Source organism: Streptomyces sp. CT34, from assembly GCF_000805335.1.
GTDB lineage: Bacteria > Actinomycetota > Actinomycetes > Streptomycetales > Streptomycetaceae > Streptomyces.
On the sequence record NZ_KN708638.1, the window covers coordinates 6,247,823 to 6,266,431 of the forward strand.

The window sequence follows — 18,609 nt, forward strand, 5'->3', positions numbered from 1 at the left end:
CCGGGGCCGTTCGCCCGGGGCTGGGTCGGATCCCCCATGGCCCTCTCGGACACCTTCACCGTAGGGCAGGGGCAGGGGCAGGGGCCGGGGCCGGTCCGGGCAGCAACGGCGACCGGCAGGGCGGACCCGGACCTGGGTCGCCCGATGGACGGGGCGTTCGGCCCGTGCGCACCCGTCCGCCGCGCGCGGCGGACAGCGGACGACGTATGGCGGCCTCATGACGACAGTCACAAATCAGTGATAGCTTCGAGGGGTTCACGCGCACCGCCACCGCATCCGCAGCCACCGCACACACCAGCCGTCCGGCTGAAGGGGGCAGGCAGACCGATGAGCCCGTTCGCAGGATCCGCCCGAAGCACCGGCGCCTGGCAGCACATCCGGGTGACCAGGGAAGACGGCATCGCGACCGTCACCCTCGCGCGCCCCGAGAAGCTCAACGCCCTCACCTTCGAGGCATACGCCGACCTCCGCGACCTGCTCGCGGAACTGTCCAGAGAACGCTCCGTGCGCGCCCTGGTCCTCGCCGGGGAAGGCCGCGGCTTCTGCTCCGGCGGTGACGTCGAGGAGATCATCGGCGCCACCCTGGGTATGGACACCGCACAGCTGCTGGACTTCAACCGGATGACCGGCCAGGTCGTACGGGCGGTGCGCGAGTGCCCCTTCCCGGTCATCGCGGCGGTGCACGGCGTGGCGGCCGGCGCCGGTGCGGTGCTCGCACTGGCCGCCGACTTCCGCGTCGCCGACCCCTCCGCCCGCTTCGCGTTCCTCTTCACCCGGGTCGGCCTCTCCGGCGGCGACATGGGCGCGGCCTACCTCCTGCCCCGCGTCATCGGCCTCGGGCACGCCACCCGGGTGCTGATGCTCGGCGACGCGATCCGCGCACCCGAGGCCGAACGACTCGGTCTGATCAGCGAGTTGGCCGACGAGGGCCGCGTCGACGAGACGGCCGCGAAGCTCGCCCGGCGGCTCGCCGAAGGACCCGCGCTGGCCCACGCCCAGACCAAGGCGCTGCTCACCGCCGAACTCGACATGCCGCTGGCCGCCGCCGTCGAAATGGACGCCGCCACCCAGGCACTGCTGATGAACAGCGCCGACTACGCCGAATTCCACGCCGCCTTCACCGAGAAGCGGACCCCCAAGTGGCGGGGGAAATAACGGTGTCCGCGGCGAACGGCGGCCGGCCGCTGAAGGTCGCCGTCCTCGGCGGCGGCCCCGGCGGGCTCTACGCGGCGGCGCTGCTCAAACGCCTCGACCCGGCCCGCGAGATCACCGTCTGGGAACGCAACGCCCCCGACGACACCTTCGGCTTCGGCGTGGTCCTCTCCGACGAGACCCTCGGCGGCATCGAGCACGCCGACCCGGTCGTCTACCGCGCCCTGCAGGCGGAGTTCGTCCGCTGGGACGACATCGACACAGTGCACAACGGCCGCACCCTGACCTCAGGCGGCCACGGCTTCGCCGCGCTCGGCCGCCGCCGGCTGCTCGCCATCCTCCAGGAACGCTGCCGCTCGCTCGGCGTACGCATCGTCTTCCGCACCGAAGCACCGCCGGCTGCCGAACTCGCCCGCGACCACGACCTGGTGGTCGCCGCCGACGGCGTGCACAGCACCACCCGCACCGCCCACGCCGAGGTCTTCCGCCCCCGGCTGACCACCCACCGCTGCCGCTACATCTGGCTGTCCGCCGACTTCGCGCTGGACGCCTTCCGCTTCGAGATCGTCGAGACCGGCCACGGCATCGCCCAACTGCACGGCTATCCGTACGCTCGCCCGCGACCCGCCGCCGGCACCGCGGAGCCCGCCGGCGGCGCCAGCACCGTCATCGTCGAGATGCGCGAAGAGGTCTGGCGGGCCGCCGGCCTGGACACCTATGAGGAGCGCGCCTCGGCCGAATGGTGCGCGGCGCTCTTCGCCGGCGCGCTGGGTGGCCGCCCGCTGCGGTCCAACAACTCCAGCTGGACCGCCTTCCGCACCGTCGTCAACGAGCGCTGGTCGCACGGCCGGATCGTCCTCCTCGGCGACGCCGCGCACACCGCGCACTTCTCCATCGGCTCCGGCACCAAACTCGCCGTCGAGGACGCCCTCGCCCTCGCCGCCTGCCTCCAGGAGCATGCCACCGTGCCGGACGCGCTCACCGCCTACGAGGCCGAGCGCCGCCCCGTCGTCGCCTCCACCCAGCGCGCCGCCCGCGCCAGCCTCGCGTGGTTCGAGGACCTGGCCACCTATACGGGGCAGCCGCCGCACCAGTTCGCCTTCAATCTCCTCACCCGCAGCCGCCGGGTCACCCACGGCAATCTGCGGCTGCGCGACCGGGAGTTCGTCGACGCGGTGGCGAAGGAGGCGGGCATCCCCACCGGGACACCGCCCATGTTCACCCCCTTCCGGCTGCGCGGACTGACCCTGCGCAACCGGGTCGTGGTCTCCCCGATGGACATGTACTCCGCCGACGGCGAGGGCACCCCCGGCGACTTCCACCTCGTCCACCTCGGCGCCCGCGCACTCGGCGGCGCCGGGCTGGTCATGACGGAGATGGTGTGCGTCAGCCCGGAGGGGCGGATCACCCCGGCCTGCACCGGCCTCTACACCCGCGCACACGAGACGGCCTGGCGCCGGATCACCGACTTCGTCCACACCTCGGCCCCCGGCACCGCCCTCGGTGTCCAGCTCGGCCACTCCGGCCGCAAGGGCTCGACCCGGCGGATGTGGGAGGGCATCGACCAGCCGCTCCCCGACGGCAACTGGCCGCTGGTCGCCCCCTCCGCCCTGCCCTACCGCCCCGGCGTCAACCAGATCCCGCACGCCCTGACCGCCGTCGAACTCACCGCCGTACGCGACCGGTTCGCCCGCTCCGCCGCCGCTGCCGCGCGCGCCGGATTCGACCTCCTCGAACTCCACTGCGCCCACGGCTACCTCCTCTCCGGATTCCTCTCGCCGCTGACCAACCAACGCACCGACGCGTACGGAGGTTCCCTGGCAGGCCGCCTCCGCTTCCCCCTCGAAGTCTTCGACGCGGTCCGCGAACAGTGGCCGGACGACCGGCCCGTGACGGTCCGTATCTCCGCCACCGACTGGGCCGACGGCGGCACCACGGCCGAGGACGCGGTGGCCATCGCGGGCGCCTTCGCCGAGCACGGCGCCGACGCGATCGACGTCTCCACCGGACAGGTCGTCCCCGACGAGCGCCCCGACTTCGGCCGCTCGTACCAGACCCCGTTCGCCGACCGCATCCGCAACACCCTCGGCATCCCGGTCATCGCGGTCGGTGCCATCTCCTCCTGGGACGACGTCAACTCCCTGGTGCTGGCCGGGCGGGCGGACCTGTGCGCGCTGGCCCGCCCGCACCTCTACGACCCGCACTGGACCCTGCACGCCGCCGCGGAGCAGGGCTACACGGGGCCGGGCGCCCCCTGGCCGCCGCCCTACCAGGCCGGCAGCCGCACCCCGCCCACCGGCCGCACCGACGCGCCGAAGCCCCGCCTCACGCTGCACTGACGGGGAGGCCACAAGCAGCGGGAGGCGGGGCAGTCGGCGGGGCGCCGCGGCGCCGGGAAGGGGCTCTCAGGGCATCGGCAGGCTGCTGACCTTCGCGGCGAGCACCCGCCGGCCGTGCTGCTCCATACCGACCTCGACCTCCCGGCAGCCGGCGCCGGAGCGCCCGGTGGTCCGGGCGGCCACCCAGCAGGGCGCGTCCATCTCGGCGTACCGCTCGAAGGAGCACTCCAGCGAGACCGGCAGCGCCCCGCCGGGCGTCAGCGCCAGCGCGGCCTGCCGGACCGCCTCGACCATCAGCATGCCGGGCGCATGGTCGACGGGATGGTCGAACAGCACCGGATGCGAGGTGTCCACCCGCAGCTGCCAGCGGCCCGGATCGCCGGCGGGGGAGAGCACCACATCACCGGTGCGGTCCCGGCCGACCAGCTGCGGGGCGACCGGCTCCGGCACCGGCAGCTTCCGGGAGTTGGCCAGCGCCAGATCGCCGTACTCGCCGCGCAGCCGGCGGTAGACGGCCGGGCTGTGGCAGGAGTAGTCGAGCACCGCGGAGGCCAGGTCGCTGCCGTCGCACACGATGCGGAACTCCTGGCGGACGCAGGCCGGCCGCTTCCCGCGCCGCACCACGTCGCGGTCGGTGATGTGCAGCTCCACATCGGCCGGCGCGTCCGTGGTGCGCAGCGCCGTCGGCGAGAGGTCGTAGCGGACCGTGCGCCAGATGATCGCGTGGTCCAGCGGCACGCCGTGCGCGACGTGGCTCAGTAATATCCCCGCCTGCCGCACGGTCTCGATCAGCAGCAGCGGGTCGTGCAGGCCGTTCACCGGCCGGTAGAAGCTGTGCGCCCGCGGCCACTGGGCGCTCACCAGCCAGCTGTCGGGGCCGCCGCGCCGCCAGTCGGTCAGGAACACCTCGGAGACGGCGGCGCGATGGACGTACTCGCGAGGCACGGTCATGGTCAGGGACCGCGGTCGGTTTCCGTGGGCGAACTGTCCGCGGTTGCCGGCGCGGAGCTGACCGGGCGCGAACGAGGTGAGGGTGGCGCTGGCCATGGAGTCCCTTTCTGTGGGCGGCGCTCATCGCCCTGACGGACCGGGTCCGGTCTCCGGCCCGCGGCAACAAGATACGAACCATGTGGTTTGTTTTCCAGTGCCGGGTGGCCATTGCCCCGTCAGGGCGACGAGGTACGGTCGTCAGACGGCGATCTTCACGGAGCGGCCCTGCGGGTCCAGGTGACTCAGCGCCCCCGGCGAGGCGAGACCCGGCAGGGTGTGCTTCCACAGGGTCGTGACCCGCTCCGGAAGATCGGCGCGATTGGTGGCGGCCCGCGAGAACAACTGCACGCCCATATAGGCGGAGACGAAGAACTCGGCGGCCCGGTCCGGTGCCACGGCGGGCAGTAACTCCCCGTTGTCCCGGGCGTCGGTGAACATCGTGGTGATGATGTCGGTCCACGCCTGATAGGGGACCAGCGGATCCTCGCTGAAGGTCGTCTCGACCGCGATCCGGGTCCCGGCCTGCAACAACGGGTCGCTGCGCAGCGCCAGTGCCACCTGATGCGTGAAGTCGATGGCGTCCTGCAGCCGGGACTCGCTCACCTGCGGCACGAACGGCTCGGTCTGCTCCCGGATGACCGCGCGGGCGAGCGCGTCCTTCGAGTGGAAGTGGAAGTAGACCGCGCCCTTGGTGACCCCGGCGCGCTGGATGATCTCGGCCATCGTGGCGGCCTGGTACCCGCGAGTGCCGATGACGTGGGCCGCGGCCTCGAGGACGGCGCGCCGGGTGCGCACTGCGCGTGCCTGCTTGACCACCGATCATCCTCCGTATGCTCTCTTGGAGTTGTTGTGCCTGAGTGCGACCCGCTGCCGTGGCGGCGCAGTCTATTTCCGCATCATAAAGAAGCCAACCATGCGGTATTCACCCGCGGAGTCGCCGCCGCGGCCCGGTGTCGCACCCGGGCGGAGCGGTGCCAGGCGGCACCGCGCACCTTCAAGGAGCTGCCCCGATGCCCGTCCCCGTCCCGTCCGATGTGCCCGCCACGCACCGGGAAGTGCGGCTCGCCGCACGCCCCGGCAGAGAGCTGACGGTACGTCATTTCACGGTGGCCGAAGCCCCGGTGCCCCAGCCGGTGCCCGGCCAGGTGCTGGTACGCACCCGGGTGATGGCGGTGACCGCGGCGATGCGGACGCAGCTGACCGGCGTGCGGCTGCCGATGCCGTCGTTCGTCCCGGGCGAGGCGCTGTGGGGCTCCGCGGTCGGCGAGGTCGTGGCGGCCCCCGGCGGCGGCTTCACCCCCGGCGAACTGGTCCATCACCCTTACGGATGGCGGGAGTTTGCGGTGGTGGAGGAAGGCAGGCTAAGGCGCCTCGCCCCGGACGCACTGCCCTCGTTGGCCGCGCACCTGTCCCAGGGGGCGACCGCCTGGGGCGCGCTGCGCCGGGCGGCCGGGGTCCGGCCGGGCGACACCGTGTTCGTCAGCGGCGCCGCCGGCGGTGTGGGCAGCCTGGCCGGGCAGCTGGCGCGGCGGCTGGGCGCCCGGCGGGTGGTGGGCAGCACCGGCTCCGAGCGCAAGGCGTCCCGGCTGCGGGCCGAGTTGGGGTACGACGACACGGTCGTACGTGGCGCCGGGCCGATCGAGGAGCAGCTGCGCCGGGCGGCCCCGGACGGGATCGACGTCCTGCTGGACACCGTGGGCGGCGAGCAGCTCGCCGCGGCGCTCGCGGTGGCCCGCCCGGATGCCCGGTTCGCGCTCGTCGGTGCGCTCTCCAGTCAGTTGGGCGAGGACGGCGGCGTGGCCGCCCCGGTCGCACTGGACGCGGGGCTGATCATCACCCGCCGGGTGACGCTGCGCGGCTTCGGGCTGTACGCGCATCCCGACCTGCCCGAGGAGTGGACCAGGGAGTTCGGTCAGGGCCTGCGGGACGGCTCCCTCGTCTTCCCGCACACCCTGCTGAAGGGAATCGAGCAGGCGCCGCGGGCGCTGTGCGAACTCGTGCAGGGGCGACATATCGGGGCCGTACTCGTCGAGTTGTGAGTCCGGCGCGGGCTCGGCGCGGGCCCGTCCGGTCGCGGCGGGCCGGGCGGGTCAGCCGGCCGCGGCCTGCGCCGGCGTCGGGATGCAGCCGGCCGCGACCCGGTCCGGCGTCCCCGGCAGCAGCGCCCACAGTCCGGTGACGGCCTCCCGGTCCCACCACGTCCGGTCCTCGGCGCCCAGGTGCAGCAGTCCCACCACCATCGACGTCAGCAGCTGGGCGGTGCGCCGCGGTTCGGCGTCCGAGGGGTGCGGGCCGGCCGGGTCGTCCGCGGCGCCTACGGGCCCGCCGGCGCCGCAGGTCATCGCCTTGTCGAGGAAGAGCGCGTACCAGCGCTGCTCCAGGGGGTAGATCTCCAGGCCCGGTGCGGTCTCCGGCCGCAGCCGCAGCCCGGCGCGCAGCACCGCGTCCGACTGCACCCGGCCGAACAGCTCGGCGGCGAAGTCCCGGACGGCGAACGAGAGCGGCTTCGGGGAGCGGAGGAAGCCCTCCTCGATCTCCCGCAGGGTGGCCAGCGCGGCGTCCCGTACCGCGAGGGTCAGGTCGTCCTTGGACGTGAAGTGGAAGTAGAGGGCTCCCTTGCTCAGCCGGGCCCGCCGGCTGATCTCGACCATGCCCGCGGCGGGCACTCCCTTTTCCAGGAAGGTCTCTGCGGCCGAGCGGATGAGTGCCTGGCGACTCTGGATGGCGCGATGCTGCGTGGGCACGGTGTCCGTCCCGTCTCTCGTACGACTGCAACCTCCACGCAGTCTACCTAGAAAACCAACCATGCGGTTCGGTATGCTCGGGGTAATTGGCCGGAACTGCCCGGCGCTGTCGCGAAGTCATCGGTCGCCCGGGCGATCCGGTGCCGGCGGCGGGGGAGACCCGTAGGTAACCAGTCTGGTACCGGACGGGGGGCGTTGTCGACCCGTCAGGGTGTGACAAAGGCGCATTGACAAACAGCGCAGGCGGTTTTTAAATCTCCGAAGGCGATAAACGGGACGTTCCCTTCCGTTGCCGCCGCCCCGACGGTCGCGTACCGCCCTTGGACAGCGGTGCGCCGTGGCAGACCGCCTCTGCCTGCACCAGTCGTCGACCGCTGGCCGCCCGACCAGCTGTGCCAGCGACGTCACCCCCGAACCCCCGCACCCATCGGAACCCGGAAAGGTCTCCACTCCATGCGCGTATCAATGGAAGTCGGCGAACGTCCTGCAAGAGGCGCGCGGAGCGCCGGCAGCGAGACGATCAGGGCCGCCGTCTTCGACCTCGACGGCACCCTCGCCAACACCCTGCCCGCGATCAGCAAGCTGCTCGTCAAGGTGGCCTCGGAACAGGGCTGTTCGGTCACCGCGCGGCAGGCGGCAGCCGCCATCGGCAAGCCCCCGGGCCCCGCCTTCGGCCGGCTGCTGGGCCGGCCCGAGGAGGACGGCCGGGTGCAGGCCGCCATCTCCCGCTACCGCGAGCTGTTCTCCTACGAGGTCCTGTGCCAGGGGCCGCAGCTGCTCTTCCCCGGAGTGACGGCCGGGCTGTCCGCGCTGCGCGCCCACGGCGTCGAACTCGCCGTCGCCACGTCCAAGACCACCCGCAGTGCCGAGGCCCTGCTGGACGTCATGGGCATCCGTGACCTGGTCGGCCCGGTCATCGGGCAGGACATGGTCCGGCGCGGCAAACCGCACCCGGAGATGGTGCTGCGCGCGGCCGGCCGGCTGGGGGTCCCGGCCTGGCAGAGCGCGTATGTCGGGGACACCGTGGGGGACATGCGGATGGCGGTCACCGCGCGCATGGAGCCGGTGGCGGTGACCTATGGCAAGGGGACGTTCGGCGAGCTCGCCGCGGTCGCCGGGACGCGGATGTGCGGTTCCTTCAAGGACGTGGTCTCGGTGATCGCCGCCGCCCGGCCGCGGCCGACGGCCGCCGTCCCGGTAGGGGCGCAGCAGCGGCGACGCTGACACAACGGGGACGGGGGGCGGGCGCGCGGCCGAGGGGGACACCGGCCGCGGGCAGGTGAGGCGACGGCGTACGGGCGTACGAGGGCGGACCGGTCAGACGGTGCCCTGGGTGCGGTGGGGCCCGGCCGTCGCCTCACGCGCGTAACGGGCGCCCGCCGCCCGCAACTTGGCGTCCAGCCGGCCGAACACCTCGGCCGCCCGGCCGCCCGGCCAGTCCTCCGGAAGGAGGGGAGAGGGCAGACCGGGGTCGGCGTACGGGAGGCGGCGCCAGGCGTCCAGCGCCAGCAGGTGGTCGCGGTAGGCCGCTTCGGGGGGAACCGACCGGCGCCGCGCCCAGCGCGCCAGCACCGGCTCGTGGTCCGCGAGGAACGCGCGGTGCCGCGCGGCGATGGCGTCCAGGTCCCACCAGCGCGCGACGGCCTGCGCGGTGGGCGCGAAACCGGCGTGGGTGCCGGTGAACAGGTCCACGTACCCGCCGAGTTCCAGCCGCTCCAGGGTGTGCCGGGTCTCCTCGTACAGGTGCGCCGGGGCGATCCACACGCCGGGTGCCGCGGTGCCGAAGCCCAGCCGGGACAGCCGGGAGCGCAGCAGGTGCCGCTTGTGCCGCTCGTCCTCGGGGACGGAGAACACGGCCAGCACCCAGCCGTCGGACAACCGGGCGGCCGGCCGGCCGAATATCCGCCGGTCGCCGTCCTCCAGCAGCTGCCGGGCGGCGTCGGAGAGCCCGTAGGCGGCGGCGCCGGCGGCGGTGCGCTCCGCGACGAGCAGCCCCCGGCGCTTGAGCCGGGACACGGCCGAGCGCACCGACGGCGGGTCCACCCCGAGCACCCCGAGGAGCCGGATCAGCGCCGCCACCGGCACCGGTCCGGGCACGCCACCGGGACCGGTGCCGGCGGCGCCGCGCCCGTAGGCGCCGTAGAACGTGACGATCAGGGACCGGGGGGTGTGCTGCGCTTGCTGGTCGCTCACCGGGTCACTCTAGATCGGCCTCGCGCAGCCGGAAGCGCTGGAGCTTGCCGGTGGGGGTGCGCGGCAGTGCGGAGTGGAAGACGAAGACGCGCGGGCATTTGTAGGGCGCGATACGGCCCTTGACGAACGCCCGCAGCGCGGCGACCGTCTCGTCCCCGGAGGGGACCCCGGCGCGCAGCACGACATGGGCGACGGCGACCTGGCCGCGCTCCTCGTCGGGCCGCCCGACCACCGCCGCCTCGGTGACGTCCGGGTGCCGCAGCAGCGCGTCCTCCACTTCGGGGCCCGCGATGTTGTAGCCGGCCGAGATGATCATGTCGTCCGCGCGCGCCAGATAGCGGAAGTAGCCGTCGCTCTCCCGGACACAGGTGTCGCCGGTGAGGTTCCAGCCGTCCCGTACGTACTCCGTCTGCCGGTCGTCGGCCAGGTAGCGGCAGCCGGTCGGTCCCCGGACGGCGAGCAGTCCCGGTTCGCCGTCCGGCAGCGGTACGCCGTCGGCGCCCACCACGCGGGCCTCGAAGCCCGGCACCGGCAGCCCCGTCGTCCCCGGCCGGATCGCGTCGTCGGCGGCGGACAGGAAGATGTGCAGCAGCTCCGTGGCGCCGATCCCGTTGATGATCCGCAGACCGGTCGCGTCGTACCAGGAGTGCCAGGTGGCGGCGGGCAGGTTCTCGCCCGCCGACACGCACCGGCGCAGCGACGAGAGGTCGTGGCCGTCGAGTGCGGACAGCATCGCGCGGTAGGCGGTGGGTGCGGTGAACAGGACCGAGATCCGGTGCTCGGCGATGTCGCCGAGCAGCCGCTTCGGCCCGCCCCAGTCCGCCAGATAGGCCGAGGCCCCGACGCGTAAGGGGAAGACCACCAGCCCGCCGAGGCCGAAGGTGAACCCGAGCGGCGGGCCGCCGGCGAACACGTCGTCCGGTTCCGGCCGCAGCACCTGGGCGGAGAAGGTGTCCGCGATGGCGAGCACATCGCGGTGGAAGTGCATGCACCCCTTGGGGCGGCCGGTGGTGCCCGAGGTGAAGGCGATCAGCGCGACGTCGTCGGCGGCGGTGGCCACCGCCTCGTAGGGGGCGCCGCCCGGTCGCGCCAGCCGCCGCAGATCGCCCGGACCGTCCCCGCCGAACTCGGTGACCCGCAGCCCCGGCACCTGTGCCCGCACCAGGTCCTCCACCGACCGGGCGTCGCACAGCGCATGGCCGATCCGCGCGATCCGGCAGATGGTGGCGAGCTCGTCCGGCCGCTGCGCCGCCAGGACGGTGACGGCCACCGCGCCCGCCTTCATCACCGCGAGCCAGCACGCGGCCAGCCAGGGCGAGGTCGGCCCGCGCAGCAGCACCCGGTTGCCGGGCCGGACGCCCAGCGGGCCGCTGAGCGCGTGCGCGATCGCGTCGACCCGGTCGCGCAGCTGCCCGTACGACCACCCGGCGCCGGTCGCGTCGCGGACCGCGGGCCGGTCCGGGCCCAGCCGCGCGATGGTGCCGTCGAGCAGCTCCGCACCGCAGTTCAGCCGGTCGGGATAGCCCAGGTCGGTCAGGTGCGGCCACTGTTCGGGCGGCGGCAGCCGGTCACGCGCGAAGGTGTCGGTGTGGGCCGAGGTCCGTAGGTCCATGCGGGGTGCGCCCCCTTGGGCCGGGTGGCCGACGGGCGGCCGGGAGAGGGGTGGAGGAGGGGGCGGGGAGCGGGCCGGTACGGCCGTGCCTGGGCCGCTTCCGGGGCCGGTCCCGCCGGACGGATAGCGGGCGGGGACGGGTCGGGGACTGCCGTACGGATCGCTCGTCAGCGTAACGTGTTCGTGACGGCAGTCAACAGATCGCGATAACTGTCCGCGGCATCCGGCCGCGCGCCGCCCTCGCCGTCGACGACCACCGACCGACCGCCGCCACCGGTACCGCTACCAGGGAGCCGCTCGTGACCGCATTCGCGCTGGGACCGGACGAACAGGAATGGTGCGCCCGGCTGCGCGCCGAGACTGCCGAACGGCTGCGCCCGCTGGCGGAGAAGGGGCATCCGGGCCGCCTCAACCGCCCGCTCGTCGCCGCGCTCGGCGAACTGGGCCTGCTGCGCCGCCTCTTCCCCGCCGGCGGCGACCTGCGCGCCCTGGACCTGTGCCTGTTGCGGGAGTCCCTCGCGCAGGAGTGCACGGAGGCGGAGACCGCGCTGGCGTTGCAGGGCCTGGGGGCCTATCCGATCGTGCAGTCCGGCACCGACGCCCAGCGCGCCCGCTGGCTGCCGGAGGTCACCGCGGGGCGAGCGGTCGCCGCCTTCGCGCTGAGCGAGCCGGGCGCCGGCTCGGACGCCGCGGCACTGGCCCTGGCCGCGGCCCCCGACGGCCCCGGCGGCTGGCGGCTGACCGGCGAGAAGTGCTGGATCTCCAACGCCCCCGAGGCCGACTTCGCCACCGTCTTCGCCCGTACCGGGGGCGCGCCCGGCGCCCGCGGCATCACCGCCTTCCTGGTCCCCGCCGACCGGCCCGGCCTGACGGGCGAGCACCTGGACATGCTCAGCCCGCACCCCATCGGCACGCTGGTCTTCGACGGGGTCCCGGTGACCGGGGCGGATGTGCTCGGCGAGGTGGGCGGCGGTTTCGGTGTCGCGATGCGCACCCTGAACCTCTTCCGGCCGAGCGTGGGCGCGTTCGCGGTCGGCATGGCGCAGGCCGCGCTGGACGCGGCGCTGGCGCACGCCGGTGCGCGCACCGCGTTCGGCGGACCGCTGCGCGACCTCCAGTCCGTCGGCCACCAACTCGCCGAGATGGCCACCCGCGTCGAGTCCGCCCGCCTCCTGGTCTACGCCGCCGCGTCGGCGTACGACACCGGCGCCCCCGATATCGCGCGCCGCTCGGCGATGGCCAAACTGCTGGCGACCGAGACCGCGCAGTACGTCGTCGACGCGGCCGTCCAGATCCACGGCGCGCGGGCGCTGCGCCGCGGCCACCTGCTGGAGCACCTCTACCGGGAGGTGCGCGCCCCGCGCATCTACGAGGGCGCCACCGAGGTCCAGCGCTCGATCATCGCCAAGGAGCTGTACCGCACGGCGGACCCGGCGGTACGGGCGTGACCTGCGGGCGGGCGCCGTACCGGGGGCGAACGGAACGGGCGTGCGCCGGGGTCCGGTTGCCCGCCCGTACACCACCGACCGACGGGGCCGCCGCCCGGCGCTTCTCCGGCGGCGTCTTCGGCTGGTCGGTGCAGGACGTACCGCACCCTGGGGTCGGGGAGCGCCACTGCACCTGCTCAGCCAGGCGGGCCGGAGGAGGCGGGGCAGAGGAGGCGGGTCGGTTCGCGGGCGAACCAGCGGTCGTCGGTGTAGCAGCCAGTGGGCAGCGGCAGCGTGCGCATCCGTCCGTGGGGCAGGTTCTTCGACCGGGGCGGGCGGTCGTCCGGCTGACACCCGCAACAGCGGGCCGGCGCGCCACGCGTACAGATCCGTCTGCCATCGCGCCGCCCGCGCTCTCCGTTCGATGTGCCATCTGTCGGATTCCGCGTCCCCCCGCGGCCGGCAGGAAATCCGAGGGAGGCCTCTGGCCGAACCCCTCGCGGGCCCGTGTCGCACCGTCACGTCGGTGATGATTCCGCTGCTGTAATGCGCAATTGGTCCTCCGCGGCGGTGTCGTTCGTGCCGTGAAGTCAGCTTGCCGGGGAATGGCTGAGCCTGTCCGACAGCAGCTTTTCCTGAATGGATAAAGCGCCTTTATCGATGCGGTGACAGGCTTCGCGCTGGCTGGCGCGGGCCAGGACCGCGGCTCGTAGACCCCGTCGGCGGCTCAACGTCCCGGAGCCCCGCAGATGCCGCCGCACCCCCTTTGGACCCACATTCGCGAAGGTCGGAGAGGGTGCGGCGGCGATGCACTGTAGGGACGATGCGTCAGATGTCCCGGAACGTCTCGATCTGCGCGCCGATGGAGTTGAGGCGTTCCGCCAGGTCCTCGTAACCGCGGTTGATGACATAGACGTTGCGCAGAACGGAGGTGCCCTCGGCGGCCATCATGGCCAGGAGGACGACGACGGCCGGGCGCAGGGCCGGTGGGCAGATCATCTCCGCGGAGCGCCAGCGGGTCGTGCCGTCGATCAGGACGCGGTGCGGGTCGAGCAGTTTGACCTGGGCGCCGAGGCGGTTGAGGTCCGTCAGGTAGATCGCGCGGTTGTCGTAGACCCAGTCGTGGATGAGGGTCTGGCCCTGGGCGCTGGCCGCGATGGCGGCGAAGAACGGGACGTTGTCGATGTTGAGTCCCGGGAAGGGCATGGGGTGGATCTTGTCCAGCGGGGCCTGGAGCTTGGAGGGGCGGACCGTCAGGTCGACGAGCCGGGTGCGGCCGTTGTCGGCGTGGTACTCCGTACTGCGCTCGTTGTCCAGGCCCATCTCCTCCAGGACCGCCAGCTCGATCTCCAGGAACTCCACCGGGACCCGGCGGATCGTCAGCTCCGACTCGGTGACAACGGCCGCGGCCAGCAGGCTCATTGCCTCGACCGGGTCCTCGGAGGGGGAGAAGTCCACATCGCGGTCGATCTTCGCCACGCCGTGGACGGTGAGCGTGGTGGTGCCGATGCCGTCGACCCGGACGCCCAGCTCCTCCAGGAAGAAGCAGAGGTCCTGGACCATGTAGTTGGACGAGGCGTTGCGGATGACCGTGACGCCGTCGTGCCGGGCGGCGGCCAGCAGGGCGTTCTCGGTGACGGTGTCACCGCGTTCGGTCAGGACGATGGCGCGTTTGGGGGCGACGCTGCGGTCGACCTCGGCGATATAGGTGCCGTCGGTCGCGGTGATCTCCAGGCCGAAGTGCCGCAATGCGGTCATATGGGGCGTCACGGTACGGGTGCCGAGGTCGCAGCCGCCCGCGTACGGCAGCTTGAAGTGGTCCATGCGGTGCAGCAGCGGGCCGAGGAACATGATCACGCTGCGGGTGCGGCGGGCCGCCTCCAAGTCCATGGCGCCGAGGTCGAGTTCGGCGGGCGGCACGATCTCCAGGTCGTTGCCGTCGTTGATCCAGCGGGTCCGGACGCCGATGCTGCCCAGCACTTCCAGGATGCGGTAGACCTCCTCAATGCGGGCCACCCGGCGCAGAGTTGTCCGGCCCGCGTTGAGCAGGGTCGCGCACAGCAGCGCGACACAGGCGTTCTTGCTCGTCTTGACGTCGATGCTGCCGGAGAGCCGGCGCCCGCCGACCACCCGCAGATGCATCGGCCCGGCGTAGCCGAGCGAGACGATTTCACTGTCCAGGGCCTCGCCGATGCGAGCAATCATCTCAAGGCTGATGTTCTGGTTGCCGCGTTCGATCCGGTTGACCGCGCTCTGGCTGGTGCCGAGGGCCTCGGCGAGCTGCGTCTGCGTCCAGCCCCGGTGCTGCCGGGCGTCACGGATGAGCCTGCCGATGCGTACGAGGTAGTCGTCTGCCATGGAGTGACCGTATCTCAGATATGAGATGGGTGCGCTACGGGTGGTCCATGGCTGCTCCATGGCCGCTCCATCGTGGGTTGTTCTAGTAGAATGCGAACAACTGGAGGTTGCCATGAAGCGATCCACGCATTCGGTCCTGCCCGCGAACAACCGCCCGCGGGGCTGGATTGCCGCATTCCCCTTCGTCGCCGCCATCGTGGCGCTCGGGGGCATCTACGCAGCGACGGCCGGCCGGCTGCCCGTCCGGCTCGCCACCCATTTCGGCGCCGACGGCCGGGCGGACGGCTACTCCTCTGCCCAGGGCTTTCTGACGCTGTGCCTCGTCATGCTGCTCGTCTTCGGCACCGCGGTCGTCGTGTGCGTCCAGCGGCGGGTGCCCGCCCAGGGCGGCCGGTGGCTGACCACGGCCGGGTACGCCACCGCCGCCGCGATCGGCTACCTGGACGCGCTGACCCTGCTCGCCAATGTCGACGCCGGCGACACCACCGGCGCCTCCGCCGTCCGGCTGCCGCTCTGGCAGCTCGCCGTGACCGCGGGGGTGGCCGGCGCGGCCGGCGGGGCCGGCTGGCTGCTGGCCGGCGCCGAACCGCCCGCGGACCGCCCGGCGCCGGGCGCCGCACCCCGGCTCGACCTGCCCGCCGGGATGACCGCCGGCTGGTCACGCACCGTCAGCTCGACCCCGCTGGCCATCGTGGGCGTGCTCACGCTCTGCGCGGGCGTCGTCATCGGAGCGCTTGCCGACTGGTTCGGCGGCGCGGTCCTGGTGCTCGGCTCGATATTGATCATCCTCCCTGCCTCCGTCCGGGTGACGGTCGACCGGCGCGGCCTGACCCTCGCCCCGACACTGGTGCCGTTCCGGCTTCTCCGTATACCGCTCGGCCGCCTGGCGGAGGTGACCAGCCGGCGGATCTCGGTCGGGAAGGAGTTCGGCGGCTGGGGCTATCGTCTCCGGCCGGGCGGCAGCGGCCTGCTGCTCCGCTCCGGCGACGGCATCGTGCTGCGGCTGACCAGCGGACGGGAGTTCGTGGTGACCGTCGACGACGCGGCCACCGCCGCCGCGGTGCTCAACACCTATCTCGACCGCGCCCGTTCGCCGCAAGGAGGCTGATGTGCTCTTCCGTGTCGACCCCGGTTCCTCCGTCCCCCTCGGCGACCAGATCGCGGCCTCGGTCCGCGGTGCGATCGCCGACGGCACGGTGGCGGCCGGCGAGCGCCTGCCCGCCGCCCGGGAACTCGCCGGGTCGCTCGGCGTCAACGTCCACACGGTGCTGCGCGGTTACCAGCGGCTCAAGGAGGAGGGCCTGATCGAACTCCGCCGCGGGCGCGGCGCGGTGGTCACCGGTACCGCCTCCCCGGCCCGCGCCCGCCTGGGCGAGACCGCCGAGCGCCTGATCGCCGAGGCGCGCGGACTGGGCCTCTCCGACGAGGAGATCGTGCGGGTGGTGCGGACGGGGCTGGCCGGGCGGTGAGCGCGGCGACCACGACCGAGTACTGCGCACGACCACCCACAGCCACTGGCCGCCCGCGAACTCCCGTCGGCCGTCGCGGAGATCGGCCCACCCGGACGTGGCGCCGGCCCGCGGCACCGCGGTCGGCCGCGGGCCGGGGACCGCGGCCGGGAGGTGGTGCGGCGGCCCGGACCCGGTCGCTCCGGCGGCGCACGTCGCGGCATGGCAGACGGAACGGGCCGGGGTCGTCCGCGGGTTCCTCGGTCCGGCGATCGGGCGGACGCTGGATGCGTACAGGGGTGGTTGAGCCGTAGGGGACAGGCCCCGGTTGTCAGGCCCTGGTTGTGGTGTCCCGTCGGCCGTCGTCCCCCGGCCCTCACCCGTCCAGGATGGTGAGGTCCAGTCGTTCCAGCCGGGCCAGGTCGGCCAGGATGTTGATCTCCACGATCTTCCCGTGCGCGATGGTGAACCCCATGACGGAGAACGGCCGCCCGCCGCGCGCGGTGACCAGCCCCGGCGCCCCGTTGACCAGCGCCGGGCGCGCGAACGGAACGAACTGGGAGTAGAGCAGGGCCTGTTCGACCACCGCGGCGGCGCCGCGGACCAGCCGCGAGGCCCCCGGGGCCCCGGGGCCGCTGTCCGCCCGGAGTACCACATCCGGGTCGAGGACCGCCAGCAGCGCGTCGAAGTCGCCGCTGCGCGAGGCGGCGAGGAAGGCGCCGACGACCTCGCGCTGCCGGGCCGGGTCGGTGTCGGGGGCCGGGGTGGTGCCCTGGACCCGGCGGCGGGCCCGGCTGGCGAGTTGGCGGGCGGCGGCGGGGGAGCGGTCGACGATCGGGGCGATCTCGTCGAAGGGGACGGCGAACATGTCGTGCAGGACGAAGGCGAGCCGTTCGGCCGGCGCCAGGGTCTCCAGGACGACGAGCAGCGCGAGCCCCACCGAGTCGGCCAGCAGCACCTGCTGTTCGGGGTCGGGGCCGTCCGCGCGGCTCACGATCGGCTCCGGGACATGGACGCCGAGGGGGTCCTCGCGCCGCGCCCGGCGGCTGCGGAGCTGGTCCAGGCAGACCCGTCCGACGATGGTCGTCATCCAGCCGCCCAGGTTCTCCACGCCGTGCACGCCGGCCCGGCTCAGCCGCAGCCACGCTTCCTGGACCGCGTCGTCCGCCTCGCTCAGCGAGCCCAGCATCCGGTAGGCGACCGCCCGCAGATGGCTGCGGTGTTCCTCGAACCGCTCGGCCAGCCACTCGCCGTCGTCCCGGCCGGGGGTGACCGTACCGTCGTTCTCGTCCATCGCTCGCTTCGCCCTCTTCCTCCGTCGCGGTCCGTCACAGCAATGACGGACGCCGTGGTGCAGGTGTGACACGAGGCGACGAGTGGGGCAGCCGCCGCGCCGGCCCGGAGCCCGCGCCCGCCCCCATCCCGCTGCCGCCACCGCCCCGATCCCGCTGCCGCCCCCGTCCGGCCACCGGCTCACCGGACGGCCGGCAGGTCCCCGGGCGCCGCCCGCACGGTACGGGGTGCGGTTGCCCTGCGCCAGATCGTGCCCCTGGCGAACGGGGTCACGAGACGGGGTGGGCGGACATGCTCGGCGCGCAGGACGTGGACCATCGAGTCAGGGGCCCCGCCGCGGCCGGCGGGTTCCGGCGCGGTGCCGTCGTCGTGCTCACCGCGGTCACCTCGGCTCGGTGGGGTACGTCATGGAGGTGACGGGCCGCGGCGAGGAAAGGTGACCGATGCGCGAGCAGGACCGGACGGACGGGCGGGGCGGGCCCGCGACGGGGGACCGGCAGGACCGGCTGGCGGAGCGTTTCGAGGCGGAGCGCGGCCGGCTGCACGCGGTCGCGTACCGGATGCTCGGCTCGTCCGGCGAGGCGGACGACGCCGTCCAGGAAGCGTGGCTGCGGCTCAGCCGGGCCGGTGCCGGCGGGGTCGGGAACCTGGCCGCCTGGCTGACCACCGTGGTCTCCCGTATCTGCCTCGACATGCTGCGCGCCCGTACGGCCCGGCGCGAGGAGCTGTTCGGCGAGGAGCTGCCCGACCGGCTCGCCGGCGCCGGCCCCGGGCCCGGGAGCGGCGGGCCGGCGGCGGGCGACCCCGAACAGGAGGCGCTGCTGGCGGACTCCGTGGGCCGGGCGCTGCTCGTGGTGCTGGACACCCTCGCCCCCGCCGAGCGGATCGCGTTCGTGCTGCACGACATGTTCGCCGTGCCCTTCGACCGGATCGCGCCCATCGTGGAGCGCACCCCGGTCACCGCGAAGAAGCTGGCCAGCCGCGCCCGCCACAAGGTGCGCGGCACCCCGGCGCTGCCCGCCGCCGAACTCGCCCGCCACCGGCGGGGCGGCG

15 protein-coding genes are annotated in these 18,609 nt (G+C 73.6%); 8 read left to right on the forward strand and 7 right to left on the reverse strand.

The features are described from left to right. Positions 1-327: 327 nt before the first annotated feature. Positions 328-1,155: an enoyl-CoA hydratase family protein gene (locus RZ84_RS27270; RefSeq protein WP_043266641.1), complete on the forward strand. Its 828-nt coding sequence runs from the start codon at positions 328-330 to the stop codon at positions 1,153-1,155. Between the two features lie 2 nt (positions 1,156-1,157). Then, positions 1,158-3,491: a bifunctional salicylyl-CoA 5-hydroxylase/oxidoreductase gene (locus RZ84_RS27275; protein ID WP_241777871.1), complete on the forward strand. Its 2,334-nt coding sequence runs from the start codon at positions 1,158-1,160 to the stop codon at positions 3,489-3,491. A gap of 66 nt (positions 3,492-3,557) precedes the next feature. Here the strand turns inward: RZ84_RS27275 and RZ84_RS27280 are convergent, their stop codons facing one another. Together RZ84_RS27280 and RZ84_RS27285 are read right to left on the reverse strand one after the other, a co-directional pair. After that, positions 3,558-4,538 (reverse strand): ScbA/BarX family gamma-butyrolactone biosynthesis protein, encoded by a 981-nt coding sequence (locus RZ84_RS27280; RefSeq protein WP_043266643.1) that lies wholly within the window; start codon positions 4,536-4,538, stop codon positions 3,558-3,560. A gap of 141 nt (positions 4,539-4,679) precedes the next feature. After that, positions 4,680-5,297, reverse strand: a complete 618-nt coding sequence (locus tag RZ84_RS27285) for a ScbR family autoregulator-binding transcription factor (RefSeq protein ID WP_043266645.1) — start codon at positions 5,295-5,297, stop codon at positions 4,680-4,682. A 194-nt stretch (positions 5,298-5,491) separates the two neighbouring features. Here RZ84_RS27285 and RZ84_RS27290 point away from each other — a divergent pair, with 194 nt between their 5' ends. Next, entirely contained in the window at positions 5,492-6,520 is a 1,029-nt protein-coding gene (locus RZ84_RS27290; protein WP_043266647.1) for an MDR family NADP-dependent oxidoreductase, read from the forward strand. A 51-nt stretch (positions 6,521-6,571) separates the two neighbouring features. Here RZ84_RS27290 and RZ84_RS27295 read toward each other — a convergent pair whose 3' ends face one another. Continuing rightward, complete coding sequence (locus RZ84_RS27295; protein WP_043266650.1) at positions 6,572-7,225, reverse strand: TetR/AcrR family transcriptional regulator; 654 nt, start codon at positions 7,223-7,225, stop codon at positions 6,572-6,574. Positions 7,226-7,678: 453 nt separating this feature from the next. Here RZ84_RS27295 and RZ84_RS27300 point away from each other — a divergent pair, with 453 nt between their 5' ends. Then, positions 7,679-8,449 (forward strand): HAD family hydrolase, encoded by a 771-nt coding sequence (locus RZ84_RS27300; protein WP_241777872.1) that lies wholly within the window; start codon positions 7,679-7,681, stop codon positions 8,447-8,449. Between the two features lie 93 nt (positions 8,450-8,542). Here RZ84_RS27300 and RZ84_RS27305 read toward each other — a convergent pair whose 3' ends face one another. Next, complete coding sequence (locus RZ84_RS27305; RefSeq protein ID WP_043266652.1) at positions 8,543-9,418, reverse strand: PaaX family transcriptional regulator; 876 nt, start codon at positions 9,416-9,418, stop codon at positions 8,543-8,545. A 4-nt stretch (positions 9,419-9,422) separates the two neighbouring features. Then, positions 9,423-11,030: an AMP-binding protein gene (locus RZ84_RS27310; RefSeq protein ID WP_043266654.1), complete on the reverse strand. Its 1,608-nt coding sequence runs from the start codon at positions 11,028-11,030 to the stop codon at positions 9,423-9,425. Between the two features lie 299 nt (positions 11,031-11,329). Here RZ84_RS27310 and RZ84_RS27315 point away from each other — a divergent pair, with 299 nt between their 5' ends. Continuing rightward, positions 11,330-12,478 (forward strand): acyl-CoA dehydrogenase family protein, encoded by a 1,149-nt coding sequence (locus tag RZ84_RS27315; RefSeq protein ID WP_043266656.1) that lies wholly within the window; start codon positions 11,330-11,332, stop codon positions 12,476-12,478. 807 nt (positions 12,479-13,285) lie between these two features. Here RZ84_RS27315 and RZ84_RS27320 read toward each other — a convergent pair. Beyond that, positions 13,286-14,815, reverse strand: a complete 1,530-nt coding sequence (locus tag RZ84_RS27320; RefSeq protein ID WP_043266658.1) for a helix-turn-helix domain-containing protein — start codon at positions 14,813-14,815, stop codon at positions 13,286-13,288. A gap of 112 nt (positions 14,816-14,927) precedes the next feature. On the opposite strand from RZ84_RS27320, the gene RZ84_RS27325 reads away from it, so the two are divergent. Together RZ84_RS27325 and RZ84_RS27330 are read left to right on the forward strand one after the other, a co-directional pair. Further along, the gene (locus tag RZ84_RS27325) at positions 14,928-15,923 is read left to right on the forward strand and encodes a DUF1648 domain-containing protein (RefSeq protein WP_052230174.1); all 996 of its coding nucleotides are present in this window, start codon (positions 14,928-14,930) and stop codon (positions 15,921-15,923) included. 1 nt (position 15,924) lies between these two features. After that, entirely contained in the window at positions 15,925-16,284 is a 360-nt protein-coding gene (locus RZ84_RS27330) for a GntR family transcriptional regulator (RefSeq protein ID WP_043266660.1), read from the forward strand. Positions 16,285-16,639: 355 nt separating this feature from the next. Here RZ84_RS27330 and sigJ read toward each other — a convergent pair whose 3' ends face one another. Further along, positions 16,640-17,557, reverse strand: a complete 918-nt coding sequence (gene sigJ / locus RZ84_RS27340) for an RNA polymerase sigma factor SigJ (protein WP_052230175.1) — start codon at positions 17,555-17,557, stop codon at positions 16,640-16,642. A gap of 442 nt (positions 17,558-17,999) precedes the next feature. On the opposite strand from sigJ, the gene RZ84_RS41775 reads away from it, so the two are divergent. After that, positions 18,000-18,609, forward strand: a 610-nt coding sequence (locus tag RZ84_RS41775; RefSeq protein WP_241777873.1) for a sigma-70 family RNA polymerase sigma factor, incomplete at its 3' end; no start/stop codon positions are given.

Coding starts and splice junctions, on each gene's coding strand:
- RZ84_RS27325 (WP_052230174.1), top strand. CDS start 14,928: ATGAAGCGATCCACGCATTCGGTCCTGCCCGCGAACAACCGCCCGCGG.
- RZ84_RS27290 (WP_043266647.1), top strand. CDS start 5,492: ATGCCCGTCCCCGTCCCGTCCGATGTGCCCGCCACGCACCGGGAAGTG.
- sigJ (WP_052230175.1), bottom strand. CDS start 17,557: ATGGACGAGAACGACGGTACGGTCACCCCCGGCCGGGACGACGGCGAG.
- RZ84_RS27300 (WP_241777872.1), top strand. CDS start 7,679: ATGCGCGTATCAATGGAAGTCGGCGAACGTCCTGCAAGAGGCGCGCGG.
- RZ84_RS27310 (WP_043266654.1), bottom strand. CDS start 11,030: ATGGACCTACGGACCTCGGCCCACACCGACACCTTCGCGCGTGACCGG.
- RZ84_RS27320 (WP_043266658.1), bottom strand. CDS start 14,815: ATGGCAGACGACTACCTCGTACGCATCGGCAGGCTCATCCGTGACGCC.
- RZ84_RS27280 (WP_043266643.1), bottom strand. CDS start 4,538: ATGGCCAGCGCCACCCTCACCTCGTTCGCGCCCGGTCAGCTCCGCGCC.
- RZ84_RS27270 (WP_043266641.1), top strand. CDS start 328: ATGAGCCCGTTCGCAGGATCCGCCCGAAGCACCGGCGCCTGGCAGCAC.